Here is a 17,917-nt window from a genome sequence, read left to right as displayed (position 1 = left end):
GTGAAACCGCCGCCTGGGCTTCCACGTCGTTCTGACCCGGGGTCAGAAGCCCGCGCCGGCGAAGCTGCGCGGCGCGGCGTCAACGATCACGACCTGATTGCCCCTGATCTGGGCGACGGCAAGGCCGCGCTGGTTGGTCCCGTTGGGCAGGAAGCGGAAGATCCCCGCCACCCCGGCGAAGCCGGCCGATTGGGTCAGGTCCGCCTTGCCGATCGGCGCACCGCCCTTGACCCGCCCGGCAAGGGCTCCGATCGCCGCGATCCCGTCATAGGCCAGCGCCGCCACCGGCGCCGGCTGGCTGCCGTAGGCCGCCGCATAGCGCTCGCGGAATTGCGCGGTCAGGCCCGGATCGGGCAAGGCGAACCAGCCGCCCTGCACCCCTGGCAACGACAGCGTTGCCGGCGGGATGTCCCAGCGCGTCAGGCCGATGAACTGCGTCGTCGCACGGTCGATGCCATTGTCCACCAGAAGCTGCGTCAGCAGCGGCAGGGCGCCCGCGGTATCCGCGGTCAGGAACAGCGCCGTGGCCCCGGAGGAACGCGCCGCGCTGACGATGCCCGGCGCGGCCTGGACGATGCCGTTCTGCGAGAATTCGTAGGATGTCACGCCGACCACCTTGCCGCCGGCCGCCGCGACCCCGCGTTCGATCGCGGCCTTGCCGACCTCGCCCGCGACATTGCGGTCGTGGACGATCAGGACATTCGATTTGCCGTTGCGGACCGCGTAGCCGGCAAGCCGGCGCGCTGTCACGTCGAAGGTCTGCCCGAGGACAAAGACGTTCCCCCCGGCGATGGCCGCGTTGTTCGAGAACGCAAGCACGTTGACGCCGGTACTGGCGACCGCCACGCCCGCCGCGTTGGCTTCCTCGGAATAGAACGGGCCAAGGATGACCTGGGCGCCCTCGTCCACTGCCTGCTTCGCGAGGGCCGAGGCCTTCGCCGGGCTGCCGCCGGTGCGATAGACGCGCAGGTCGACATTGACACCCGACAGGTCCGCCATTGCCAGCCGCGCCGCGTTCTCGAGGTTTGACCCGAAGAGTTCATCCTGCGACTGGCCGGACCCCGAGGGAACCAGAAGAGCCACCTGCACCGATCCGCCGCCGGGAGGCGGTGTGCCGGGACCAGTCGCCGGAACGCAGGCGGAAAGGACGACGGCGCCAAGGCCAACAAGCATCTGACCCAGCGACTTGCGGGCCCGGCGAATAACGGACAACATGGTGGTTCCTCACTGTTGCAGTGCGACTGCGATTGCGAGCCAAGGTAAAGGGTTCGATGCGGGAAGTAAACTTGTGAGGCCGGCCTCCGACACCTCTGATTCTGCGGCAAATCCCGGCCTGCGCGCCATTCCGCCGGGACTGCACTTCGTGTCGACGCCGATCGGTGCAGCACGCGACATCACGCTGCGCGCGCTGGACGTCCTGGCGGGGGCGGATGTGCTGGTGGCCGAGGATACCAGAACGCTCAGGCACCTGATGGAGATCCACGGCATCGCGCTTTCGGGCCGCCCGCTGATTGCCTACCACGACCATTCCGGCCCGGGGCAGATGCAGCGACTGCTGGCCCTGCTGGCCGAGGGCAAGAGCCTTGCCTATGCCTCCGAGGCCGGGACGCCGCTGATCTCGGATCCCGGCTTCGAACTGGCGCGGGCCGTGGCCGAAGCCGGGCTGCCGATGACTGCTGCCCCCGGTCCCTGCGCGGCGATCTGCGCGCTCACACTCTCGGGTCTGCCCTCGGACCGGTTCCTCTTTGCCGGCTTTGCCCCGGCGGCACAGGCGGCAAGGCGGTCGTTCCTGGGCGAACTGGCGGGCGTGCAGGCCACGCTGATCCTGTACGAAAGCCCCAAGAGGCTGGCGGATCTTCTGGCCGACATGGTCACAGCCCTGGGGCCGACCCGCCGGGCTGTGGTCTGCCGGGAGCTTACCAAACGCTACGAAGAGGTGCTGCGCGGGCCGCTTGGCGACCTGGCGGCCGATGTCGCGGGCCGGCAGATCCGTGGCGAGATCGTCGTGCTCGTCGACCGCGCCCCGGCGTCCGCCGCAACCGAGGAAGACATCGCAGCGGCATTGGATGAGGCCTTGCAGACCATGTCCGTTAAGGATGCAGCAATATTTGTGTCGCAGACTCTGGGCGTATCGCGCAAGATCGCCTACCGGATCGCCCTCGACCGCAGCAAGGAATGACCGCATGCCTTTCGATTGCATTGCCTCTCCCGTTGGCCGGTCCCGCTCGGCGCGCGGCAAGGCCAACTACCATGCAGGTCATGCCGCCGAAGCCGCAGTTGCACGACTGTACGAGACCCGCGGAACGGCCATCTGCGCGCGGAACTGGCGCAGCCGCGGCGGCGAGATCGACCTGATCGGCCGCGACGGGGATGTGGTGGTCTTCGTCGAGGTCAAGCACAGTCGCACTCATGACCTTGCTGCCTCGCACCTGTCCCAAGCACAGGTCGGACGCATCTTTGCGGCCGTCGATGAATTCCTGGCGGGTGAACCCAAGGGACTCTTGACCGATGTCCGCATCGACCTTGCACTGGTCGATGCCCTGGGCCGGATCGAGATTGTGGAAAACGCCTTCGCGGGCTGAATTGCATCTTCCGCAGCCATCGGTCATCACTCGGAGTCACAGGACGGAGTGAACCGATGCCCCTCAAGGTAGCCTTGCAGATGGACCCGATCGGGTCGGTCAACATCAACGCCGATTCCACCTTCCGCATTGCGCTGGAGGCCCAGGTGCGGGGACATTCGCTGTTCTTCTACACGCCCGACCGCCTGGCCTATGTCGAAGGCCGGGTCATGGCACGCGGCTGGCCGATCGAGGTTCGGCGCGAGGTCGGCAATCATGTGACCTATGGCGAGGAGACCGAGGTCGATCTGGGCGGGTTCGACGTGGTCTGGCTGCGCCAGGACCCGCCTTTCGACATGGGCTACATCACAACCACCCACCTGCTGGAGATGATCCATCCCCGGACGCTGGTGGTGAACGATCCCTTCTGGGTGCGCAATTCGCCCGAAAAGCTCCTCGTGCTGCGTTTCCCGGAACTGACCCCGCCCACCGCCATCGCCCGCGACCTCGGCACCATCCGCGCCTTCAAGGCCCGGCACGGCGACATCATCCTGAAGCCGCTTTACGGCAACGGCGGCGCGGGCGTCTTCCGGCTGGACCCGAACGACCGCAACCTGACCTCGCTGCACGAGCTGTTCATGGGCATCAACCGCGAGCCGGTGATCGTGCAGAAGTTCCTGCCCGCGGTCGAAAGGGGCGACAAGCGGGTGATCCTTGTTGACGGCGAGCCGGTGGGCGCGATCAACCGCGTGCCGCAGGCCGGTGAAACCCGGTCGAACATGCATGCCGGCGGGCGGCCCGAGAAGGTGGGACTGACCGAGCGCGACCTGGAGATCTGCCGCGCCATTGGCCCCGTGTTGCGCGAGAAGGGCCAGATCTTCGTCGGCATCGACGTGATCGGCGACTGGCTGACCGAGATCAACGTGACCTCGCCCACCGGCATCCAGGAGCTGGAGCGGTTCGACGGCACCAATGCCGCGCGCCGCATCTGGGAAGTGATCGAGGCGAAGCGCGCCTAGGCCAGCCCGCTGTCGGGATAGGCGCTGACCACGGTCCAGACGACCTCCTTCATCCAGGCCTGCTGCGCGGCCGAGGGCCAGCCGGGCTCGCCCCGCAGTCCCGGGATCTCGCGCGGGTCGCGGCCGTAGATCACGGCGTAATGCGCCAGCGCGATCAGGAAGGCGCCCTTCGCATTGACGTGGATGTCGTCCTCGAACAGCTCCTGCATCCGCGACAGGCCGGGCGCCGTGCCGGCCTGGATCGCGTCATAGACCGCCGCCATGATCTTCGGCCCGGGAATCACCCGCATCCGCGAGCTGTCCTTCGGGCGGTTGGCGTTCACGAAATCCGCGATGCTCTGCCAGGCGGACATCTCGACATCCAGCCGCTCGCGGAAAGGGATCTTCTGGTCCTCGCTGTTGTCCCATTCGCTGGGCTTGCCGCTGTCTAGGCTGATCCAAGAGGCATAATAGACTGTCTCGGCACCCTTGCCGCCACGACCGTTCTTCCAGGCGTGTTCGAACCATTTCAGCGCAATCTTGTCGGCGTGGTGCCATTCCAGGGTCGCGCGTACCGCCACACGTTCGGTCAGCACCAGCAGGTCGTATTTCGCGATGTCCCGCCGGGCATCCACCGGCAGGTTCAGGTCGTTATCCCAGCGGTGCTCGGCCGGGCTGCCGGGAATCGTGGACAGGTCGATCTTCATGCCGCGCGACTGCTGCCCGCCCGCCGCCCTGACCAGGATCTCCAGCGGATGCGGGATCGGGTCGGTCAGGCTGTGGCCCGACATAACGATGCGCAGGTTGAACGGCCGCTCGGCCGGACCGGCGCCAACCGCGCCGCCCGCAATCGCGGGAAGCGCCGCAAGCCCGGCCAGAACACTGCGGCGGCTAGGAAATTCGGCCATGACAATCACCTTTCACAACGACTCTGCCGACAGCCTACAGGTCGGGGCCGGGGCTGGAAAGGCCCGCTGCCGCCCCGAAAGCGCGGGAAAATGGTCGTATACGACCACAGGACGTTTGGACCGCCGCCCCGCACCCGGTAAGGTTGCCGCACACCGCCAGCGGCCCGCCGGAGACTCATGCGCGCGATCCTGATCCTGTTCCTGTCTGCCCTGCCCGCCCTGGCCGAGCCGGAGGAGGACATCGGCGTCCTCAACCCCGAGGAGATGACCATCGCCCGCATCCTCGACGATGTCGCCCGGGGCGAGACCAGCATGATGCATTGCGCCGCCGGCTACGGGATCACCAAGAAGGGCGACCACGACCATGCGCGCGACGTGTTCGAGGCCTGCGCGCGCGATGGCTGGACCGGGGCGATGACCTGGATCGCGCAGCTCGACGACAACGGCCTCGGCGCGCCCGACGAGGACCCGGCCCGCGCCGCGAACTGGGACCGGATGGCCGCCGAGGCGGGAGATCCGGTTGGCCAGTTCAACTACGGGCTGGACCTGATGCGCGGGCGCGGCGTCGCGCAGGACCAGGCCGCGGGGCGCGCGCTGGTTGACCGGGCGGCGGCGGCGGGTCTGCCGGTGGCGCAAAGGCTGCAGGCGGCGGGCTATGACCTCGACGAGGTCACCCCCGACGCGGACGACTGGAAATACGAGAAACGTCTCTACTGACCCCCTCCGAAGGTCGCATAGGCCCCGGGGCGGAATCATGGCTTACTCACCGGCATCAGATGGAGGAGGACCCAAGATGCGCTGGACGAAACCCAAGGCCGTGGAAGTGCGCTGCGGCATGGAAATCAACATGTACGGCCCCGCCGAGGACGACCGCACCCTGGTCTGATCGGAACATGCCATGATCCTGACGGTACTCGGCGCCGCTGCGGGCGGCGGGGTGCCGCAATGGAACTGTGCCTGCCGGAATTGCTCCCTGGCCCGCGCGGGTGACCTGCCACGGATGACGCAATCGTCCGTGGCCGTTTCATTGGACGGCACCGGATGGGTGGTGCTGAACGCCTCGCCCGACATCCGCGCCCAGCTGGCGGCGCCGCGCTTTGCGCCGCAGGGGCTGCGGGGCAGCCCGGTCAAGGGGGTGGTGGTCACCAATGCCGACGTCGATCACATCGCCGGACTTTTGTCCCTGCGCGAGGGCACGGGCTTCGATCTCTGGGCCAGCGCCGAGACCCATGCCGTGCTGGCGGCAAGCCCGGTGTTCGGCGTTCTGTCCGAGGTGGTGCTGCGTCGGGACATGACGCTGGACGAGGGCTTCAATCCCATCCCCGGCCTGACCGTCACGCCCTTTGCCGTGCCCGGCAAGGTGGCGCTGTTCCTCGAGGCCGAACAGGGCGCCGACCATCGCATGGGCGGGCAGACCGTCGGGCTCGAAATCACGGGCGGCGGCAAGCGTGTCCTTTACATTCCCGGCTGCGCCAGTCTGCCCGACTGGCTGCTGGACCGGATCGAGGGGGCAGACGTGCTGTTCTTCGACGGCACCGTTTTCCACGACGACGAGATGATCCGCGAAGGCGTCGGCGCCAAGACCGGCGCGCGCATGGGCCATGTGGCGATCGGGGGGGCGGGCGGCACGCTCGAGCGCCTTTCGGGACGCCGGGTCGGGCGCAAGATCCTGATCCACATCAACAACACCAATCCCATCCTGCGCCCCGGCAGTCCGGAGCGCGCGGCGGTGACTGCGGCGGGATGGGACATCGCCCTTGACGGGATGGAGATAGCGGCATGACCGAGATGACGAAACCGACAAGCGACTTCGAGGCGCGGCTGCGCCGGATCGGGGACGAGCGTTATCACGACCGCCACCCCTTTCACCGCCTTCTGCACGGGGGCGGGGCGACGGTGGACCAGGTCCGCGCCTGGGTGGTCAACCGCTGGTATTACCAGAGCCGGATCCCGATGAAGGACGCGGCCTTCATGAGCCGGGTCGAGGATCCCGATCTCCGCCGCGCCTGGCGGAGCCGGATCGAGGACCACGACGGCGCCGAGGGCCGCGAGGGCGGCATCCGGCGCTGGCTCAGGCTGGCCGAGGCGGTGGGGCTCGACCCCGACTATGTGGCCTCGGGCGCAGGCGTCATGCCGGCGACGCGCTTTGCGGTGGATGCCTATGTGGCCTATGTCCGCGAAAGGCCGCTCTTGCAGGCAGTGGCCTCTTCGCTGACCGAGCTTTTCGCGCCGAGGATCCATGCCGAACGGATCGCGGGGCTGCTGGAGCACTACGATTTCGCCACGCCCGAGACGATGGCCTATTTCCGGCATCGCCTGACCGAGGCGCCGAAGGATGTGGCCTTCGGGCTGCAATGGGTTCTCGACCACGCCCGCACGCCCGAGGACCAGGACGCGGCGGCTGCGGCGCTGACCTTCAAGACCGATGTGCTCTGGGCACAGCTCGATGCGCTCTGGCACGGCTATGTCGAACCGGGGAACATCCCCCCCGGCGCCTGGCGGCCGGGCGAGGGGCTGCGGTGACGCCCGCCCTGCCCCCCGGCGTACGGCTGCACTGGGACGCGGTGCGCGGGACGCATGTGCTGCTCGCCCCCGAGCGGGTGCTGATGCTGGACGCGGTGGGCCATGCGATCCTGTCCCGGGTGGACGGGGCGACGGCGGTCGCGGCGCTGGTCGCGGACCTCGCCGCCGCCTTCGACGCGCCGGCGGAAGAGGTCGGCCCGGACGTGACCGAGTTCCTGGAAGGTCTCGCCCGCGAGCGGCTGGTGGACCTTCATGCCTGACGGAGCCCGCCCCACCGCCGTCCCGCCGCCCATCGCGCTTCTGGCCGAGCTGACGCATCGCTGCCCGCTCTCCTGCCCCTATTGCTCGAACCCGCTGGAGCTGACCCGGCGCGAGGCCGAGCTTTCGGTCGCGGACTGGGCCGAGGTCTTCCGGCAGGCGGCGGCGCTGGGGGTGTTGCAGGTGCACCTGTCGGGCGGCGAGCCCGCCTCGCGCCGGGATCTGGAAGAGATCGTCGCCGCGGCGCGGGGGGCGGGGCTTTATGCCAACCTCATCACCTCTGGCATCGGGTTGACCGCCGACCGGATCGCGGCGCTGGTCGCGGCGGGGGTGGATCATGTCCAGCTGTCCGTTCAGGGCACGCGGGCCGAGACGGCGGACCGGGTGGGCGGCTACCGGGGCGGCTTTGCCCGCAAGATGGAGGTGGCGGAGGCGCTGGCGGCGGCCGGTCTCGCGCTGACCCTGAACGCGGTGATGCACCGGCACAATCTGGCGGAGCTGCCCGAGGTCTTCGATCTGGCCGAACGGCTGGGCGCGCGACGGGTGGAGGTGGCCTGCGTCCAGTTCCAGGGCTGGGCACTGGCGAACCGGGCCGTGTTGCAGCCGACGCTCGAGCAGGTCGAGGAGGCCAAGCAGCTGGTCGGGGCGGCCCGCCGGGACCGCGCGGGGCGGCTGGTGATCGACTTCGTGCCGCCGGATTACTACGCCGACCTGCCCAAGGCCTGCATGGGGGGCTGGGGCTCGACCGGGCTGAACGTGGCCCCGGACGGCGCCGTCCTGCCCTGCCACGCGGCGCAGACGATCCCGGGGATGGTCTTCGCCAACGTCAGGGAGACCCCGCTGGACGAGATCTGGTATCGCGGCCCGGCCTTCGCGGCGTTTCGGGGGACGGAGTGGATGCCCGAGCCCTGCCGGTCCTGCGACCGGCGCGAGGTCGATTTCGGGGGCTGCCGCTGCCAGGCGCTGGCTGTCCTCGGCGATGCCTCGGCCCCCGATCCGGTCTGCCGGCGGACGCCGGGGCGGGCGAGGCTTGACGAGCTTCTGGCGGCGGAAGGGAACGCGCCGGGCCTCGACGCGGCGCGGTGGCGGCGAATCGGAGGCTGAGTGTCCACGGTGGACATTTTCGGATTTCGCTTTTCGATCATGGGCTTGCCCGTGGAAGGTAACCGGGCGTTAACCACCTGAAACAGCCCTGCCCCGGCCGGCTCCTGCCAGGACCCAGCCGATCCTTCCGGGTCAGTCGGCGCCGGTCTGCCCGGACCGGGCCGCCTCCGGCAACCGCCGCAGGAGGATCAGCCCGTAGAGAAAGTTCGGCAGGACGACGAGCATCGGCATGAGGTAGGTGCCGGGGGGCATGGGGCCGTCGGGCAGCGGATATTTCGCGGTCTCGTAGGCCACGAGCAGGATGCCGAAGTTCCAGAGCAGATGATATGCGACGGCGGTCCAGATCGACCCGGTGCGCAGCATCAGCGCCACGAGGAGGGTGCCGGTCATCATCGCGGCGACCGCCTGCGCGGCGGCCAGGCGGATGTCGCCCAGCGCGAAGGCGTTGAGGACGTGAACCGCTCCGAACAGGACCGAGGTCAGCGCGATCGCCGCCCAGAGGGCCATGCGCCCCCGGAAGGCCGCGAAGAGGACGCCGCGGAACATCCATTCTTCGGAGAGCGCGACAAGCGCCGTGTTGACCGCGAGGAAGAGAATCGCCTGCGCGGGTGGCAGGCCCACGGCGAAGGCGATGGCATAGAAGGGCAGCAGGGTCAGGACGGGAAACCAGGCGAGCCGGAGGACCGGGCCGCTCCGGGGCGCGCGGAAGCCGAGATCGCGCCAGCCGAAGGCGCGCGTGGCAAGCGCGAGGAGGATGGCGCCGGCCAGCACGTTCCAGGCGATGCCGCCGGAGAGGAAGCCGACGATCTCGGCGATCCCGGCGGTCTGCGGGCGCAGCATCGTTCCGACGATGACGGTCACGGCCAGCCATGCCATGAGGGTCACGAGGGCTTTGGGCAGGCGGTTCGGCATCGCGGTCCTGGAACTTGGGCGTCATCTGCCCTTGGTAACGATGCGCGGCGACAAGGCGTTCCGGGTATCGCGGGGCGGTTGCGGATGACTAAGCGCGAAGCAGCCCGGCGGCAAGGACCGGAGTCCGGGGCGGACTACGACCATGAGGCCGGGGTTTCTACGACCATTCGGGCCGGTTCGCTTGACGCAGGTCAAACAGCGCGGGGCGCGGGCGGGCGCAAGTTGGGCAGGTTCCATCAGCCAAGGAGACCGCGATGCAACCGATCCTTCGCCCCTTTGCCGCGCTGGCGCTGGTCCTGTCCGTGCTTCCGCTTGCGACGCCCTTGCGCGCCGACGAGCCGGGGGCGTTCGAGAAGATCAAGATCGACGCGGGCAAGGCGCTGTTCGAGGCCAGTTGCCGCCGCTGCCATGCGACCGATGCCAGCGACCCGAGCTATGGCCCCGTCCTGGAGGGCGTGGTCGGACGGAAGGCCGGCAGCATGGAGGGCTATCCCTATTCCCCGGCACTGAAGGGCGCGGGCTTCGTCTGGACCCCCGGCGCCCTGCGGGCCTGGATGGAGGACAACGACGGGCTCGTCCCAGGCACCAAGATGCGGCATGTGGGCATCGAGGATCCGACGGTGCAGGACTTCATCCTGGCCTATCTGAGGACCACCGGCCGCTGAGCGGCGCGCCTGCGGCGCAAGCCTTTCCTGTCGTCGTCGGCCTTCGCCTCCTCCTCCGTGCGGCATGGCCGCTGGACCGGGTGGCAGGGCAATGCCGTGCCTCCAGCGGGAGTATTTGGAAAAGGGCAAGCAGAAGGCCGGGGGGCGCGCGGGGGCTTACGACCATTGGCCAATACCGGCGGCGCGGTTTGGGACGCAAAGTGACCGGTGACAGGGGCCCCGGGGGAGGGACCGGCGCGCCGTCCAGTCGTCTGAAACCCGAGGGAGGGATCCTGATGAACCGCTTTGTCGCTGCCGTTTCGGCGGCCCTGATGCTTGCTGCCCCGGCTTATGCGGGGATCACCGAAGAGGACCTGGCGGGGGATGCCGCCTCGACCGGGGACGTGCTGACCAACGGGATGGGGCGCGACCTGCAGCGGTTCAGCCCGCTGGCGACGATCAACAAGGAGAACGTGGGCAAGATGGTCCCGGTCTGGGCCTTCTCGCTGGGTGGCGAGAAGCAGCGCGGTCAGGAGACGCAGCCGCTGATCCACGACGGGGTGATGTACATCACCGGGTCCTACAGCCGGCTTTACGCGATCGACGTCAAGACCGGGAAGGAGCTGTGGCAGTTCGACGCCCGCCTGCCCGAGGGCATCCTGCCCTGCTGCGACGTGATCAACCGGGGCGCGGCGCTGTATGGCGACAAGATCTATTTCGGCACGCTGGATGCGCGGATCGTGGCGCTGAACGCCAAGACGGGCGACGTGGTCTGGAACAAGAAGATCGCCGACTACAAGGAGGGCTACAGCTATACCGCGGCGCCGCTGATCGTGAACGGGCTGGTCATCACCGGCAACTCGGGCGGCGAGTTCGGGATCGTGGGCGAAGTGCAGGCGCGCGATGCCGAGACGGGCGAGCTGGTCTGGACGCGCCCCACCATCGAGGGCCACATGGGCACCTACATGGGCAAGGAAAGCACCATGACCGGGACGCTGAATGCCAGCTGGCCCGGCGACATGTGGAAGACCGGCGGCGGGGCGACCTGGCTGGGCGGGTCCTATGACATCGAGACCAACACGCTGGTCTTCGGCGCGGGCAACCCCGCCCCCTGGAACAGCTGGCTGCGCAATGCGGGCGACAAGAACGACGGGACGGGGGACAACCTCTATGCCGCCTCGCGGCTGGGGCTGGACCCGGCGACGGGCGAGATCAAGTGGCATTTCCAGACCACCCCGCGCGAGGGCTGGGACTATGACGGGGTGAACGAGGTCGTGGCCTTCACCGACAGGGACGGCAAGAAGAAGTTCGCCACCGCCGACCGCAACGGGTTCTTCTATGTGCTGAACCGCGAGGACGGGAAGTTCCTCAACGCCTGGCCCTTCGTGAAGGACATCACCTGGGCCAAGGGCATCGACGAGAACGGCCGGCCGATCTATGTCGAGGAGAACCGTCCCGGGAACCCGGCCGCGGCGGCCGATGGCGCCAAGGGCGAGGTGATCTTCGCCTCGCCGTCCTTCCTGGGCGGCAAGAACTGGATGCCGATGGCCTACAGCCAGAAGACGGGGCTGTTCTATGTGCCCTCGAACGAATGGGGCATGGACATCTGGAACGAGCCGATCACCTACAAGAAGGGCGCGGCCTATCTGGGCGCGGGCTTTACCATCAAGCCGAATTACGAGGACCACATCGGCAGCCTGAAGGCCATCGACCCGATGACCGGCGAATGGAAGTGGGAATACAAGAACCCCGCGCCGCTCTGGGGCGGCGTCATGACCACGGCCGGGGGCCTCGTGTTCTTCGGCACGCCGGAAGGCGAGTTCAAGGCGCTGGACGACGAGACCGGCGAGGAGCTGTGGAGCTTCCAGACCGGATCGGGGATCGTGGGCCAGCCCGTCACCTGGGAGATGGACGGCGAGCAGTATGTCGCGGTCGTCTCCGGCTGGGGCGGGGCGGTGCCGCTGTGGGGCGGCGAGGTCGCGAGCAAGGTCAACTACCTGAACCAGGGCGGCATGGTCTGGGTGTTCAAGCTGCCGAAGGAACTGGCGATGGCGAACTGACCCCCTCTGGTCAGGCCATGCGAGGCCGCGCGCGTCCGGGCAGACCCGGGCGCGCGTGTGCTTTCGGATCATAGGACTTTTGGCCTGTATCGGGCCGGGACGGGGCGGGTTAGAGTTGGACATGGACCAACCCGGAAGGCTGAATATCATGGTTCCGCAGGCTGATACCCGCCCGATGCACTCGGCCCTCATCGTGGACGACCACCCGCTGTTCTGCGATGCCCTGTCGATGACGCTGAAATCGGTGGCCGGGATCGAGGAGATCGAGACGGCGGACCGGCTGGAGACGGCGATCCACCGGATCGACCTGAATCCGGCGCCGGATGCCATCGTGCTGGACCTGAACCTGCCGGACGTGAACGGGATCGACGGGCTGATCCGGCTGCGGCAGGCGGCGGGGGAAGTGCCGGTGCTGGTGGTATCTTCGCTGGCCGACAACCGGGTGATCGGGGCCTGCCTGGCCGCGGGGGCGGCTGGGTTCGTGCCGAAACACTCGCGCCGCGAGGTGTTCCGCGCGGCGTTCGACGCGCTGCGGGAGGGCAAGCGGTTCCTGCCGGAGGGCTATGAGCCGGTGCCGGAGGGCAAGGCCAAGGGCACGGCGAAGGAAGAGGCGATCGGGCGGCTGTCGCTTTTGACCCGGCAGCAGGCGAAGATCCTGCAGCTGATCTGCGAGGGGCTGCTGAACAAGCAGATCGCCTACGAGCTGTCCATCGCCGAGACCACGGTCAAGGCCCATGTCACGGCGATCATGCGCAAGCTTGGCGTCCAGAGCCGGACACAGGCGGTGCTGATCGCGCGCGAGACGAATTTCTCGAGCCTGATGCCCGAGGACGGTTGAGACCGCCCGAATCCCTTGCCCTGATCGGAGGGTGCGCCGTAGCATCATCCCCGGGGAGAAGGACCAGATGATCGCGCCCGAGAACTTGGCTCCTGCCGAAGCCGTCATGGTGATGCCGCGCGCTCATGCCGGGGCGCGGGATCCGGAGGCCCTGGCCAGGCTGGCGCGCGACCTGGGACCGGGGCCATTCGCGGCGGTGATCCTGTTCGTCTCGCCCGAGGCCGACCGCGCCGCGCTGGAAGCGGGGTTGCCGGGGGCCTTTCCGGGTGTCACGGTCATCGGCTGCACCACGGCGGGCGAAATCTCGCCCGAGGGATATTCGGAGGGCGAGATCGTCGCGGTCGCCCTGCCCCGCTCCACCTTCGCGGTGGACTGCCTCGGGATCGACCTTGGCGTGCTGGACGGTCAGGAGCTGATCGGGCGGCTGATCCGCGCGCGGGCGGGGCTGGCGCGGCTGCATCCGGGCTGGGAGGACGAGTTCGCCTTCGTGCTGGTGGACGGGCTGTCGATCCGCGAGGACGAGCTGACGGCGGCCCTGGGGCCGGGTCTGGGGCCGGTGCCGCTGTTCGGCGGCTCGGCCGGGGACGGAACGCGGTTCGAGGAAACCTTCGTCCTGCAGGACGGGCAGTTCCGGCAGGGCTGGGCGGTGCTGATGCTGGTGCGCACCGCCTGCAAGGTGAAGGTCTTCAGCCTAAACCACCTGACCCCCACCAACCGGCGAATGGTGGTGACCGGGGCGGACCCTGCCCGTCGCGTCGTCCACCAGATCAACGCCGAACCCGCCGCGCAGGAATATGCGCGGCTTCTGGGCAAGGACCCGGGCCAGCTGACCACCTTCACCTTCGCCGCCCATCCGGTCGTCGTGAGGATCGGCGGCAGTCACCATGTCCGGGCGATCCAGCAGATGGCGCCGAACGGGGATCTGGTCTTCTTCTCGGCCATCGACGAGGGGTTGGTGCTGACGCTCGCCGAACCGCAGGACATGGCGGTGCATCTGGACAGGGCGCTGAGCGATCTCTCCGAGGGCGGACGACCGGCGGCGATCCTGGCCTGCGACTGCATCCTGCGCCGGATCGAGGCGATGGAGAAACAGCGCTTCGGGGCGGTCTCGGCGCTGTTGAAGCGGCACGGGGTGGTGGGCTTTTCGACCTATGGCGAGCAGCTGAATTCCATGCATGTCAACCAGACCATGACCGGGGTCGCCATCTATCCGCCGAAGGTCGCGGGATGATCGAGACGCTGATCAATCCGGCCGACAGCGCCGAGCGGCGGGCCGAGAAGCTCTTGATCATCGCCGAGGCGCTGATGCGGCGGGTAGAGCAGGCGACGGACGATTCCGGCGCGGCCTATGCCCAGTTCCAGCGCGCGGCGCTGCTGGAGGACCAGGTCCGCGAACGCACACATGACCTGGGCCGGGCACTGGACCTGCTGAACGAATCGAACGCGCGCCTTGCCGAGGCGATGCGCGAGGCCGAGACCGCGCGGCAGAACCTGTCGAACGCGATCGAGACGGTGCAGGAGGGCTTTGCCCTGTTCGACCGCGAGGACCGGCTGGTGATGTGCAACAGCCGCTTTGCCATGCACATGCCGGATGTCCATGCGCAGTTGAAGCCGGGGCTGGCCTTCCAGGACTATGTGGCGATGGTCAGCCGCTCGCCCCATCTGGCCCTGCCCGAGGGCGAGGGCGCGCCGGACTGGGCCCAGGGCCGGATGCGGCGGCACAAGGACCGGCATGTGATCTTCAACGTGCGGATGACGGGCGACCACTGGGTGCAGGTGAGCGAGCACCGGACGGCCGACGGCGGCACGGTGATCCTGCAGACCGACGTGACCGACATCATCCGCGCCGAACGGCACGAGCGCGGCAAGCTTCTGGACGACCAGGCGCGTGTGATCCGGGCGACGCTGGACCACATCAACCAGGGCGTCGGCATCTTCGACGCCGAGGCGCGGCTGGTGGGCTGGAACCAGCGGCTCGGGGCGCTTCTGTCGCTGCCCATGGGGCGGCTGCGGATCGGGGCCTCGTTCGAGAACCTGTTCAGCCGGTTCCGGGCCGAGACCCAGTCGGACGACATCAGCGCCGAGGCCCTGATGGACTGGGTGGCGGCGGGGGGCGTCCGGCCGCCGCTGGAGTTCGAGGTGCGGCGGGGGGACGACCTGATCCTTGACGTCTTCGCGCAAGGGATGCCGGACGGGGGCTTCGTGTTCAGTTTCACCGACGTGACCGCGGAACGCGCGGCTCTGGTGGCCTTGAGCCGCGCGAACGAGACGCTGGAAGCGCGGGTGATGGAGCGGACGCTGGAGCTGGAGGATGCGCTGGCCCATGCCGAGCGCGCCAATGCCAGCCGGTCGCGGTTCGTGGCGGCGGCGAGCCACGACCTGTTGCAACCCCTGTCGGCGGCGAAGCTGTTCATCAGCTCCATCACCGGCGAGGGGTTGGACAAGGGCGCTCAGGTGGCGCTGGAGAAGGCGCAGAACGCGCTGATGTCGGTCGAGGGGATCCTGGACGCGCTTCTGGACATCTCGAAGCTGGAATCGGGGAAGGCCGCGGTCAGCGTGGGGGCGGTGCATCTGGACCGGCTTCTGCGCACGCTGGCTGACGAGTTCGCGCCGATGGCGGCGGCCAAGGGGCTGCGGCTGCGGGTGGTGCCCTGCGGTGCGGTGGTGGAAAGCGACCCGGCCTATCTGCGGCGGATCCTGCAGAACCTGATCGGCAATGCGATCCGCTACACGGCGCAGGGCCGGGTGCTGGTGGGTGCGCGGCGGCGGGGCGCGGGGGTGCGGCTGGAGGTCTGGGACACTGGCCCCGGCATCCCGGAAGAGGCGCAGGACGACATCTTCAAGGAGTTCCACCGCCTGAATGCCCGCGCCTCGGCCAGCGAGGGGATGGGGCTGGGCCTGGCGATCGTGGAACGCGCCTGCGCGCTTCTCGGCCATCCGCTCGGGCTGCGCTCGGAGGTCGGGCGGGGCACCTGTTTCCTGGTGCAGGTGCCGCTGAGCGATGCCGGCGCGGCCTTGCCCCTCCCCGCCGAGCTGCCCGAGCGGCGCAGCGGGCCGGTTGCGGCCGACAAGATCGCCTTCCTGGTCGAGAACGACGCGGAACTGCGCCGGGCGCTGGGGCTTCTGCTGGAGAAATGGGGGATGACGGTGCTCGAGGCCGCCTCGGGCGAGGAGGCGCTTGCGCTGATCGAGGAGATCGGGATCCTGCCCGACCTGTTCCTGGTCGATCACCAGCTGGGCGAGGGGATGACGGGGATCGACTTCGTCACCCGCGTCCGGGCGGCGCATGGAACGGTGCCGGCGCGGCTGATCACCGCGAACCGGGGCTGGGACGTGCGCGCCGCGGCGACCTCGGCGGGGATCGATATCCTCTACAAGCCCATCGATCCCCGCGCGCTGGAGGCGGTGGTGGGGCGGCTCTAGGCGACGGCTCCTCGTGCGCTTCGCGCCTCGTCGCGGGGTCAGCGAGGAGAACCGAAGGGCACGACGCGCGGTCAGCCCTTGGCGCGCGTGAAGCCCCTTGCGGGATCATAGCCATACAGCGCGGCGGCGGCGAAGATCGCCGTGGCGAGGCAGGTCCAGCCGAGGGCGGGCCAGTTGGGCGTGAGGTAGAGCGAGAAGCGGATCAGCTCTACCGCCTGGGTGAAGGGGTTCAGCGCGCAGGCGCGGGCGAGCGCGGGGCTCGCCTCGGCCATCTTCCACAGCGGGTAGAGGGCGGAGGAGAGGAAGAACATCGGGAAGATGACGAAGTTCATCACCCCGGCGAAGTTCTCGAGTTGCCGGATGAGCGAGGAGAGGAGGAGGCCGAGCGCGCCGAGCATCAGGCCGGTGAGAAGCAGCGCGGGGATCACGGCGAGGAGGCCCGCCAGGGGCGGGCGGATGCCCCAGGCATAGCCGATGCCGAGGAAGACGAGGCATTGCAGGAGGCTGATGAGCGTGCCCGCGAGGAGTTTCGCGAAAAGGAGCCAGCCGCGCGGCAGGGGGGCGGTGAGGAGAAGCCGCATGGATCCCATCTCGCGGTCGTAGACGAGGGAGAGCGAGGACTGCATGCCGTTGAAGAGGCAGATCATCCCGAGAAGGCCGGGGAGGATGTAGGTCTCGTAGGTGATGTAGGTCTGGTAGGGGGGTGTGATCGACAGGCCGAGGGCGGCGCGGAAGCCGGCGGCGAAGACGAGAAGCCAGACGAGGGGACGCACCAGCGCCGCGACGAGCCGGCTTTTCTGGCCGAGGAAGCGGGCGAGTTCGCGGTGGAGGATGGCCCCGAGCGCGGTGAGGTAGCGCCCTGCGGCCGGCCCCGGGGGGCGTGCGCCGCCCCCCGGACCCCCCTGCGGGATATTTGGGGACAGATGAAGGGGATCGGGGGTCATGCGGTTTCCGCCGTGAGCGCCAGGAAGCGGTCGGTGAGGGTGGTGCCTTCGGCAATCTGCCCGGCGGGGGCGTCGGCAAGGAGGCGGCCCCGGTGCAGGATCAGGCAGCGGTCGGTGGGGCCGACCTCGTCGGTCAGGTGGGTGGCCCAGAGGACGGTCGTGCCCCGGTCGGCAAGCCGGTGGGCATGGTCGGTGATGGCCCGGCGCGAGGCGGCGTCGAGGCCGACGCTGGGTTCGTCGAGGAGGAGGACGGCGGGGCGGTGGATCAGCGCGCGGGCGAGTTCGACGCGGCGGCGTTGTCCGCCCGAGAGGTTGCGCGCGGGCGTGTCGGCCCGGTCGGTGAGCGAGAGGGTCGCAAGGGCCTCGTCGGCCAGTCCGCGGGCGGCGGGGCCGCGGAGGCCGTGGAGGGCGGCGTAGTAGAGGAGGTTGCGGCGCGTGGTCAGGTCGAGATCGAGCGTCGGCTGCTGGAAGACCACGCCCAGCGCGGCAAGGGCCTTGAGGGGGGCCTGCCCGAGGTCGTGCCCGGCGATGGTGATCTGCCCTTTCGGCGCGGTGAAGAGGCGGGTCAGGAGGGAGAAGAGGGTGGATTTGCCGGCGCCGTTCGGGCCGAGGAGAGCGGTGAAGCTGCCGGGGGCGAGCGCAAAGGACAGGTCGTCCAGCGCCTTGCGCGGGCCGTAGGAGAAGGAGAGGTTCTCGACCTTCAGGCTCATCGGGGTGCCGTCCCGGCATGGCATTCGGGGAGGC

General features: G+C 68.9%; 19 protein-coding genes. 14 read left to right on the top strand and 5 right to left on the bottom strand.

Annotated elements, in window-relative coordinates; translation table 11 throughout:
- Positions 1-42 precede the first annotated feature (42 nt).
- Complete coding sequence (locus tag FL625_RS05795) at positions 43-1,215, bottom strand: penicillin-binding protein activator (protein ID WP_149587666.1); 1,173 nt, start codon at positions 1,213-1,215, stop codon at positions 43-45.
- Between the two features lie 148 nt (positions 1,216-1,363).
- Here FL625_RS05795 and rsmI point away from each other — a divergent pair, with 148 nt between their 5' ends.
- Genes rsmI through gshB form a run of 3 tightly spaced genes read left to right on the top strand, consistent with a single transcriptional unit; the run spans position 1,364 to position 3,580 of the window.
- Positions 1,364-2,179 (top strand): 16S rRNA (cytidine(1402)-2'-O)-methyltransferase, encoded by an 816-nt coding sequence (rsmI, locus tag FL625_RS05790; protein ID WP_235019323.1) that lies wholly within the window; start codon positions 1,364-1,366, stop codon positions 2,177-2,179.
- 4 nt (positions 2,180-2,183) lie between these two features.
- Positions 2,184-2,582 carry a YraN family protein gene (locus tag FL625_RS05785; RefSeq protein WP_149587665.1) on the top strand — a complete coding sequence of 133 codons (399 nt, stop codon included), beginning with the start codon at positions 2,184-2,186 and terminating at the stop codon, positions 2,580-2,582.
- A gap of 56 nt (positions 2,583-2,638) precedes the next feature.
- The gene (gshB, locus tag FL625_RS05780; RefSeq protein ID WP_149587664.1) at positions 2,639-3,580 is read left to right on the top strand and encodes a glutathione synthase; all 942 of its coding nucleotides are present in this window, start codon (positions 2,639-2,641) and stop codon (positions 3,578-3,580) included.
- On the opposite strand, the gene FL625_RS05775 is transcribed toward gshB, so the two are convergent.
- On the bottom strand, positions 3,577-4,467 hold the full coding sequence (locus tag FL625_RS05775; RefSeq protein WP_149587663.1) for a hypothetical protein: 891 nt from the start codon (positions 4,465-4,467) through the stop codon (positions 3,577-3,579). The genes gshB and FL625_RS05775 overlap by 4 nt on opposite strands.
- 177 nt (positions 4,468-4,644) lie before the next feature.
- Here FL625_RS05775 and FL625_RS05770 point away from each other — a divergent pair, with 177 nt between their 5' ends.
- From FL625_RS05770 to pqqE, 6 genes are all read left to right on the top strand, one after another.
- Positions 4,645-5,184, top strand: a complete 540-nt coding sequence (locus FL625_RS05770) for a tetratricopeptide repeat protein (RefSeq protein WP_149587662.1) — start codon at positions 4,645-4,647, stop codon at positions 5,182-5,184.
- Positions 5,185-5,260: 76 nt separating this feature from the next.
- On the top strand, positions 5,261-5,353 hold the full coding sequence (pqqA, locus tag FL625_RS05765; protein ID WP_128514459.1) for a pyrroloquinoline quinone precursor peptide PqqA: 93 nt from the start codon (positions 5,261-5,263) through the stop codon (positions 5,351-5,353).
- A 12-nt stretch (positions 5,354-5,365) separates the two neighbouring features.
- The gene (gene pqqB / locus FL625_RS05760; RefSeq protein ID WP_149587661.1) at positions 5,366-6,250 is read left to right on the top strand and encodes a pyrroloquinoline quinone biosynthesis protein PqqB; all 885 of its coding nucleotides are present in this window, start codon (positions 5,366-5,368) and stop codon (positions 6,248-6,250) included.
- Positions 6,247-6,990: a pyrroloquinoline-quinone synthase PqqC gene (pqqC, locus tag FL625_RS05755; RefSeq protein WP_435532695.1), complete on the top strand. Its 744-nt coding sequence runs from the start codon at positions 6,247-6,249 to the stop codon at positions 6,988-6,990. Before pqqB ends, pqqC begins: the two co-directional genes overlap by 4 nt.
- The gene (gene pqqD / locus FL625_RS05750) at positions 6,987-7,250 is read left to right on the top strand and encodes a pyrroloquinoline quinone biosynthesis peptide chaperone PqqD (protein WP_235019322.1); all 264 of its coding nucleotides are present in this window, start codon (positions 6,987-6,989) and stop codon (positions 7,248-7,250) included. The genes pqqC and pqqD overlap by 4 nt, the downstream gene beginning before the upstream one ends.
- A complete protein-coding gene (gene pqqE, locus FL625_RS05745) occupies positions 7,243-8,352 on the top strand; it encodes a pyrroloquinoline quinone biosynthesis protein PqqE (protein WP_149587660.1) in 1,110 nt (369 codons plus the stop codon). The genes pqqD and pqqE overlap by 8 nt, the downstream gene beginning before the upstream one ends.
- A 132-nt stretch (positions 8,353-8,484) precedes the next feature.
- Here pqqE and FL625_RS05740 read toward each other — a convergent pair whose 3' ends face one another.
- A complete protein-coding gene (locus FL625_RS05740; RefSeq protein WP_160147736.1) occupies positions 8,485-9,228 on the bottom strand; it encodes a CPBP family intramembrane glutamic endopeptidase in 744 nt (247 codons plus the stop codon).
- 290 nt (positions 9,229-9,518) lie between these two features.
- On the opposite strand from FL625_RS05740, the gene FL625_RS05735 reads away from it, so the two are divergent.
- From FL625_RS05735 to FL625_RS05715, 5 genes are all read left to right on the top strand, one after another.
- Positions 9,519-9,929, top strand: coding sequence for a c-type cytochrome (locus FL625_RS05735; protein WP_149587658.1), 411 nt, complete (start codon positions 9,519-9,521; stop codon positions 9,927-9,929).
- A gap of 275 nt (positions 9,930-10,204) precedes the next feature.
- Positions 10,205-11,968, top strand: coding sequence for a PQQ-dependent methanol/ethanol family dehydrogenase (locus tag FL625_RS05730; RefSeq protein ID WP_149587657.1), 1,764 nt, complete (start codon positions 10,205-10,207; stop codon positions 11,966-11,968).
- 175 nt (positions 11,969-12,143) lie between these two features.
- Complete coding sequence (locus tag FL625_RS05725) at positions 12,144-12,806, top strand: response regulator transcription factor (RefSeq protein ID WP_235019321.1); 663 nt, start codon at positions 12,144-12,146, stop codon at positions 12,804-12,806.
- A 46-nt stretch (positions 12,807-12,852) separates the two neighbouring features.
- A complete protein-coding gene (locus FL625_RS05720) occupies positions 12,853-14,037 on the top strand; it encodes an FIST N-terminal domain-containing protein (protein WP_200833893.1) in 1,185 nt (394 codons plus the stop codon).
- Positions 14,034-16,229: a hybrid sensor histidine kinase/response regulator gene (locus FL625_RS05715; RefSeq protein WP_149587655.1), complete on the top strand. Its 2,196-nt coding sequence runs from the start codon at positions 14,034-14,036 to the stop codon at positions 16,227-16,229. The genes FL625_RS05720 and FL625_RS05715 overlap by 4 nt, the downstream gene beginning before the upstream one ends.
- A 71-nt stretch (positions 16,230-16,300) precedes the next feature.
- Here the strand turns inward: FL625_RS05715 and FL625_RS05710 are convergent, their stop codons facing one another.
- The gene (locus FL625_RS05710; protein WP_149587654.1) at positions 16,301-17,173 is read right to left on the bottom strand and encodes an ABC transporter permease; all 873 of its coding nucleotides are present in this window, start codon (positions 17,171-17,173) and stop codon (positions 16,301-16,303) included.
- Positions 17,170-17,883, bottom strand: a complete 714-nt coding sequence (locus FL625_RS05705; RefSeq protein WP_149587653.1) for an ABC transporter ATP-binding protein — start codon at positions 17,881-17,883, stop codon at positions 17,170-17,172. The genes FL625_RS05710 and FL625_RS05705 overlap by 4 nt, the downstream gene beginning before the upstream one ends.
- Between the last annotated feature and the right edge of the window lie 34 nt (positions 17,884-17,917).

Source organism: Tabrizicola flagellatus (assembly GCF_008271465.1).
GTDB lineage: Bacteria > Pseudomonadota > Alphaproteobacteria > Rhodobacterales > Rhodobacteraceae > Tabrizicola > Tabrizicola flagellata.
The sequence above is the reverse complement of the archived record's forward strand: the minus strand, read 5'-3'. Positions and strand labels throughout refer to the sequence as shown.

Bases quoted from the DNA above. Each gene is read 5' to 3' on its own strand.
- FL625_RS05740 (WP_160147736.1), bottom strand. From the start codon at position 9,228: ATGGCATGGCTGGCCGTGACCGTCATCGTCGGAACGATGCTGCGCCCG.
- FL625_RS05775 (WP_149587663.1), bottom strand. From the start codon at position 4,467: ATGGCCGAATTTCCTAGCCGCCGCAGTGTTCTGGCCGGGCTTGCGGCG.
- pqqA (WP_128514459.1), top strand. From the start codon at position 5,261: ATGCGCTGGACGAAACCCAAGGCCGTGGAAGTGCGCTGCGGCATGGAA.
- FL625_RS05705 (WP_149587653.1), bottom strand. From the start codon at position 17,883: ATGAGCCTGAAGGTCGAGAACCTCTCCTTCTCCTACGGCCCGCGCAAG.
- pqqB (WP_149587661.1), top strand. From the start codon at position 5,366: ATGATCCTGACGGTACTCGGCGCCGCTGCGGGCGGCGGGGTGCCGCAA.
- FL625_RS05795 (WP_149587666.1), bottom strand. From the start codon at position 1,215: ATGTTGTCCGTTATTCGCCGGGCCCGCAAGTCGCTGGGTCAGATGCTT.
- FL625_RS05725 (WP_235019321.1), top strand. From the start codon at position 12,144: ATGCACTCGGCCCTCATCGTGGACGACCACCCGCTGTTCTGCGATGCC.
- FL625_RS05730 (WP_149587657.1), top strand. From the start codon at position 10,205: ATGAACCGCTTTGTCGCTGCCGTTTCGGCGGCCCTGATGCTTGCTGCC.
- FL625_RS05770 (WP_149587662.1), top strand. From the start codon at position 4,645: ATGCGCGCGATCCTGATCCTGTTCCTGTCTGCCCTGCCCGCCCTGGCC.
- pqqC (WP_435532695.1), top strand. From the start codon at position 6,247: ATGACCGAGATGACGAAACCGACAAGCGACTTCGAGGCGCGGCTGCGC.
- FL625_RS05710 (WP_149587654.1), bottom strand. From the start codon at position 17,173: ATGACCCCCGATCCCCTTCATCTGTCCCCAAATATCCCGCAGGGGGGT.
- gshB (WP_149587664.1), top strand. From the start codon at position 2,639: ATGCCCCTCAAGGTAGCCTTGCAGATGGACCCGATCGGGTCGGTCAAC.
- FL625_RS05735 (WP_149587658.1), top strand. From the start codon at position 9,519: ATGCAACCGATCCTTCGCCCCTTTGCCGCGCTGGCGCTGGTCCTGTCC.
- pqqE (WP_149587660.1), top strand. From the start codon at position 7,243: ATGCCTGACGGAGCCCGCCCCACCGCCGTCCCGCCGCCCATCGCGCTT.
- FL625_RS05715 (WP_149587655.1), top strand. From the start codon at position 14,034: ATGATCGAGACGCTGATCAATCCGGCCGACAGCGCCGAGCGGCGGGCC.
- FL625_RS05785 (WP_149587665.1), top strand. From the start codon at position 2,184: ATGCCTTTCGATTGCATTGCCTCTCCCGTTGGCCGGTCCCGCTCGGCG.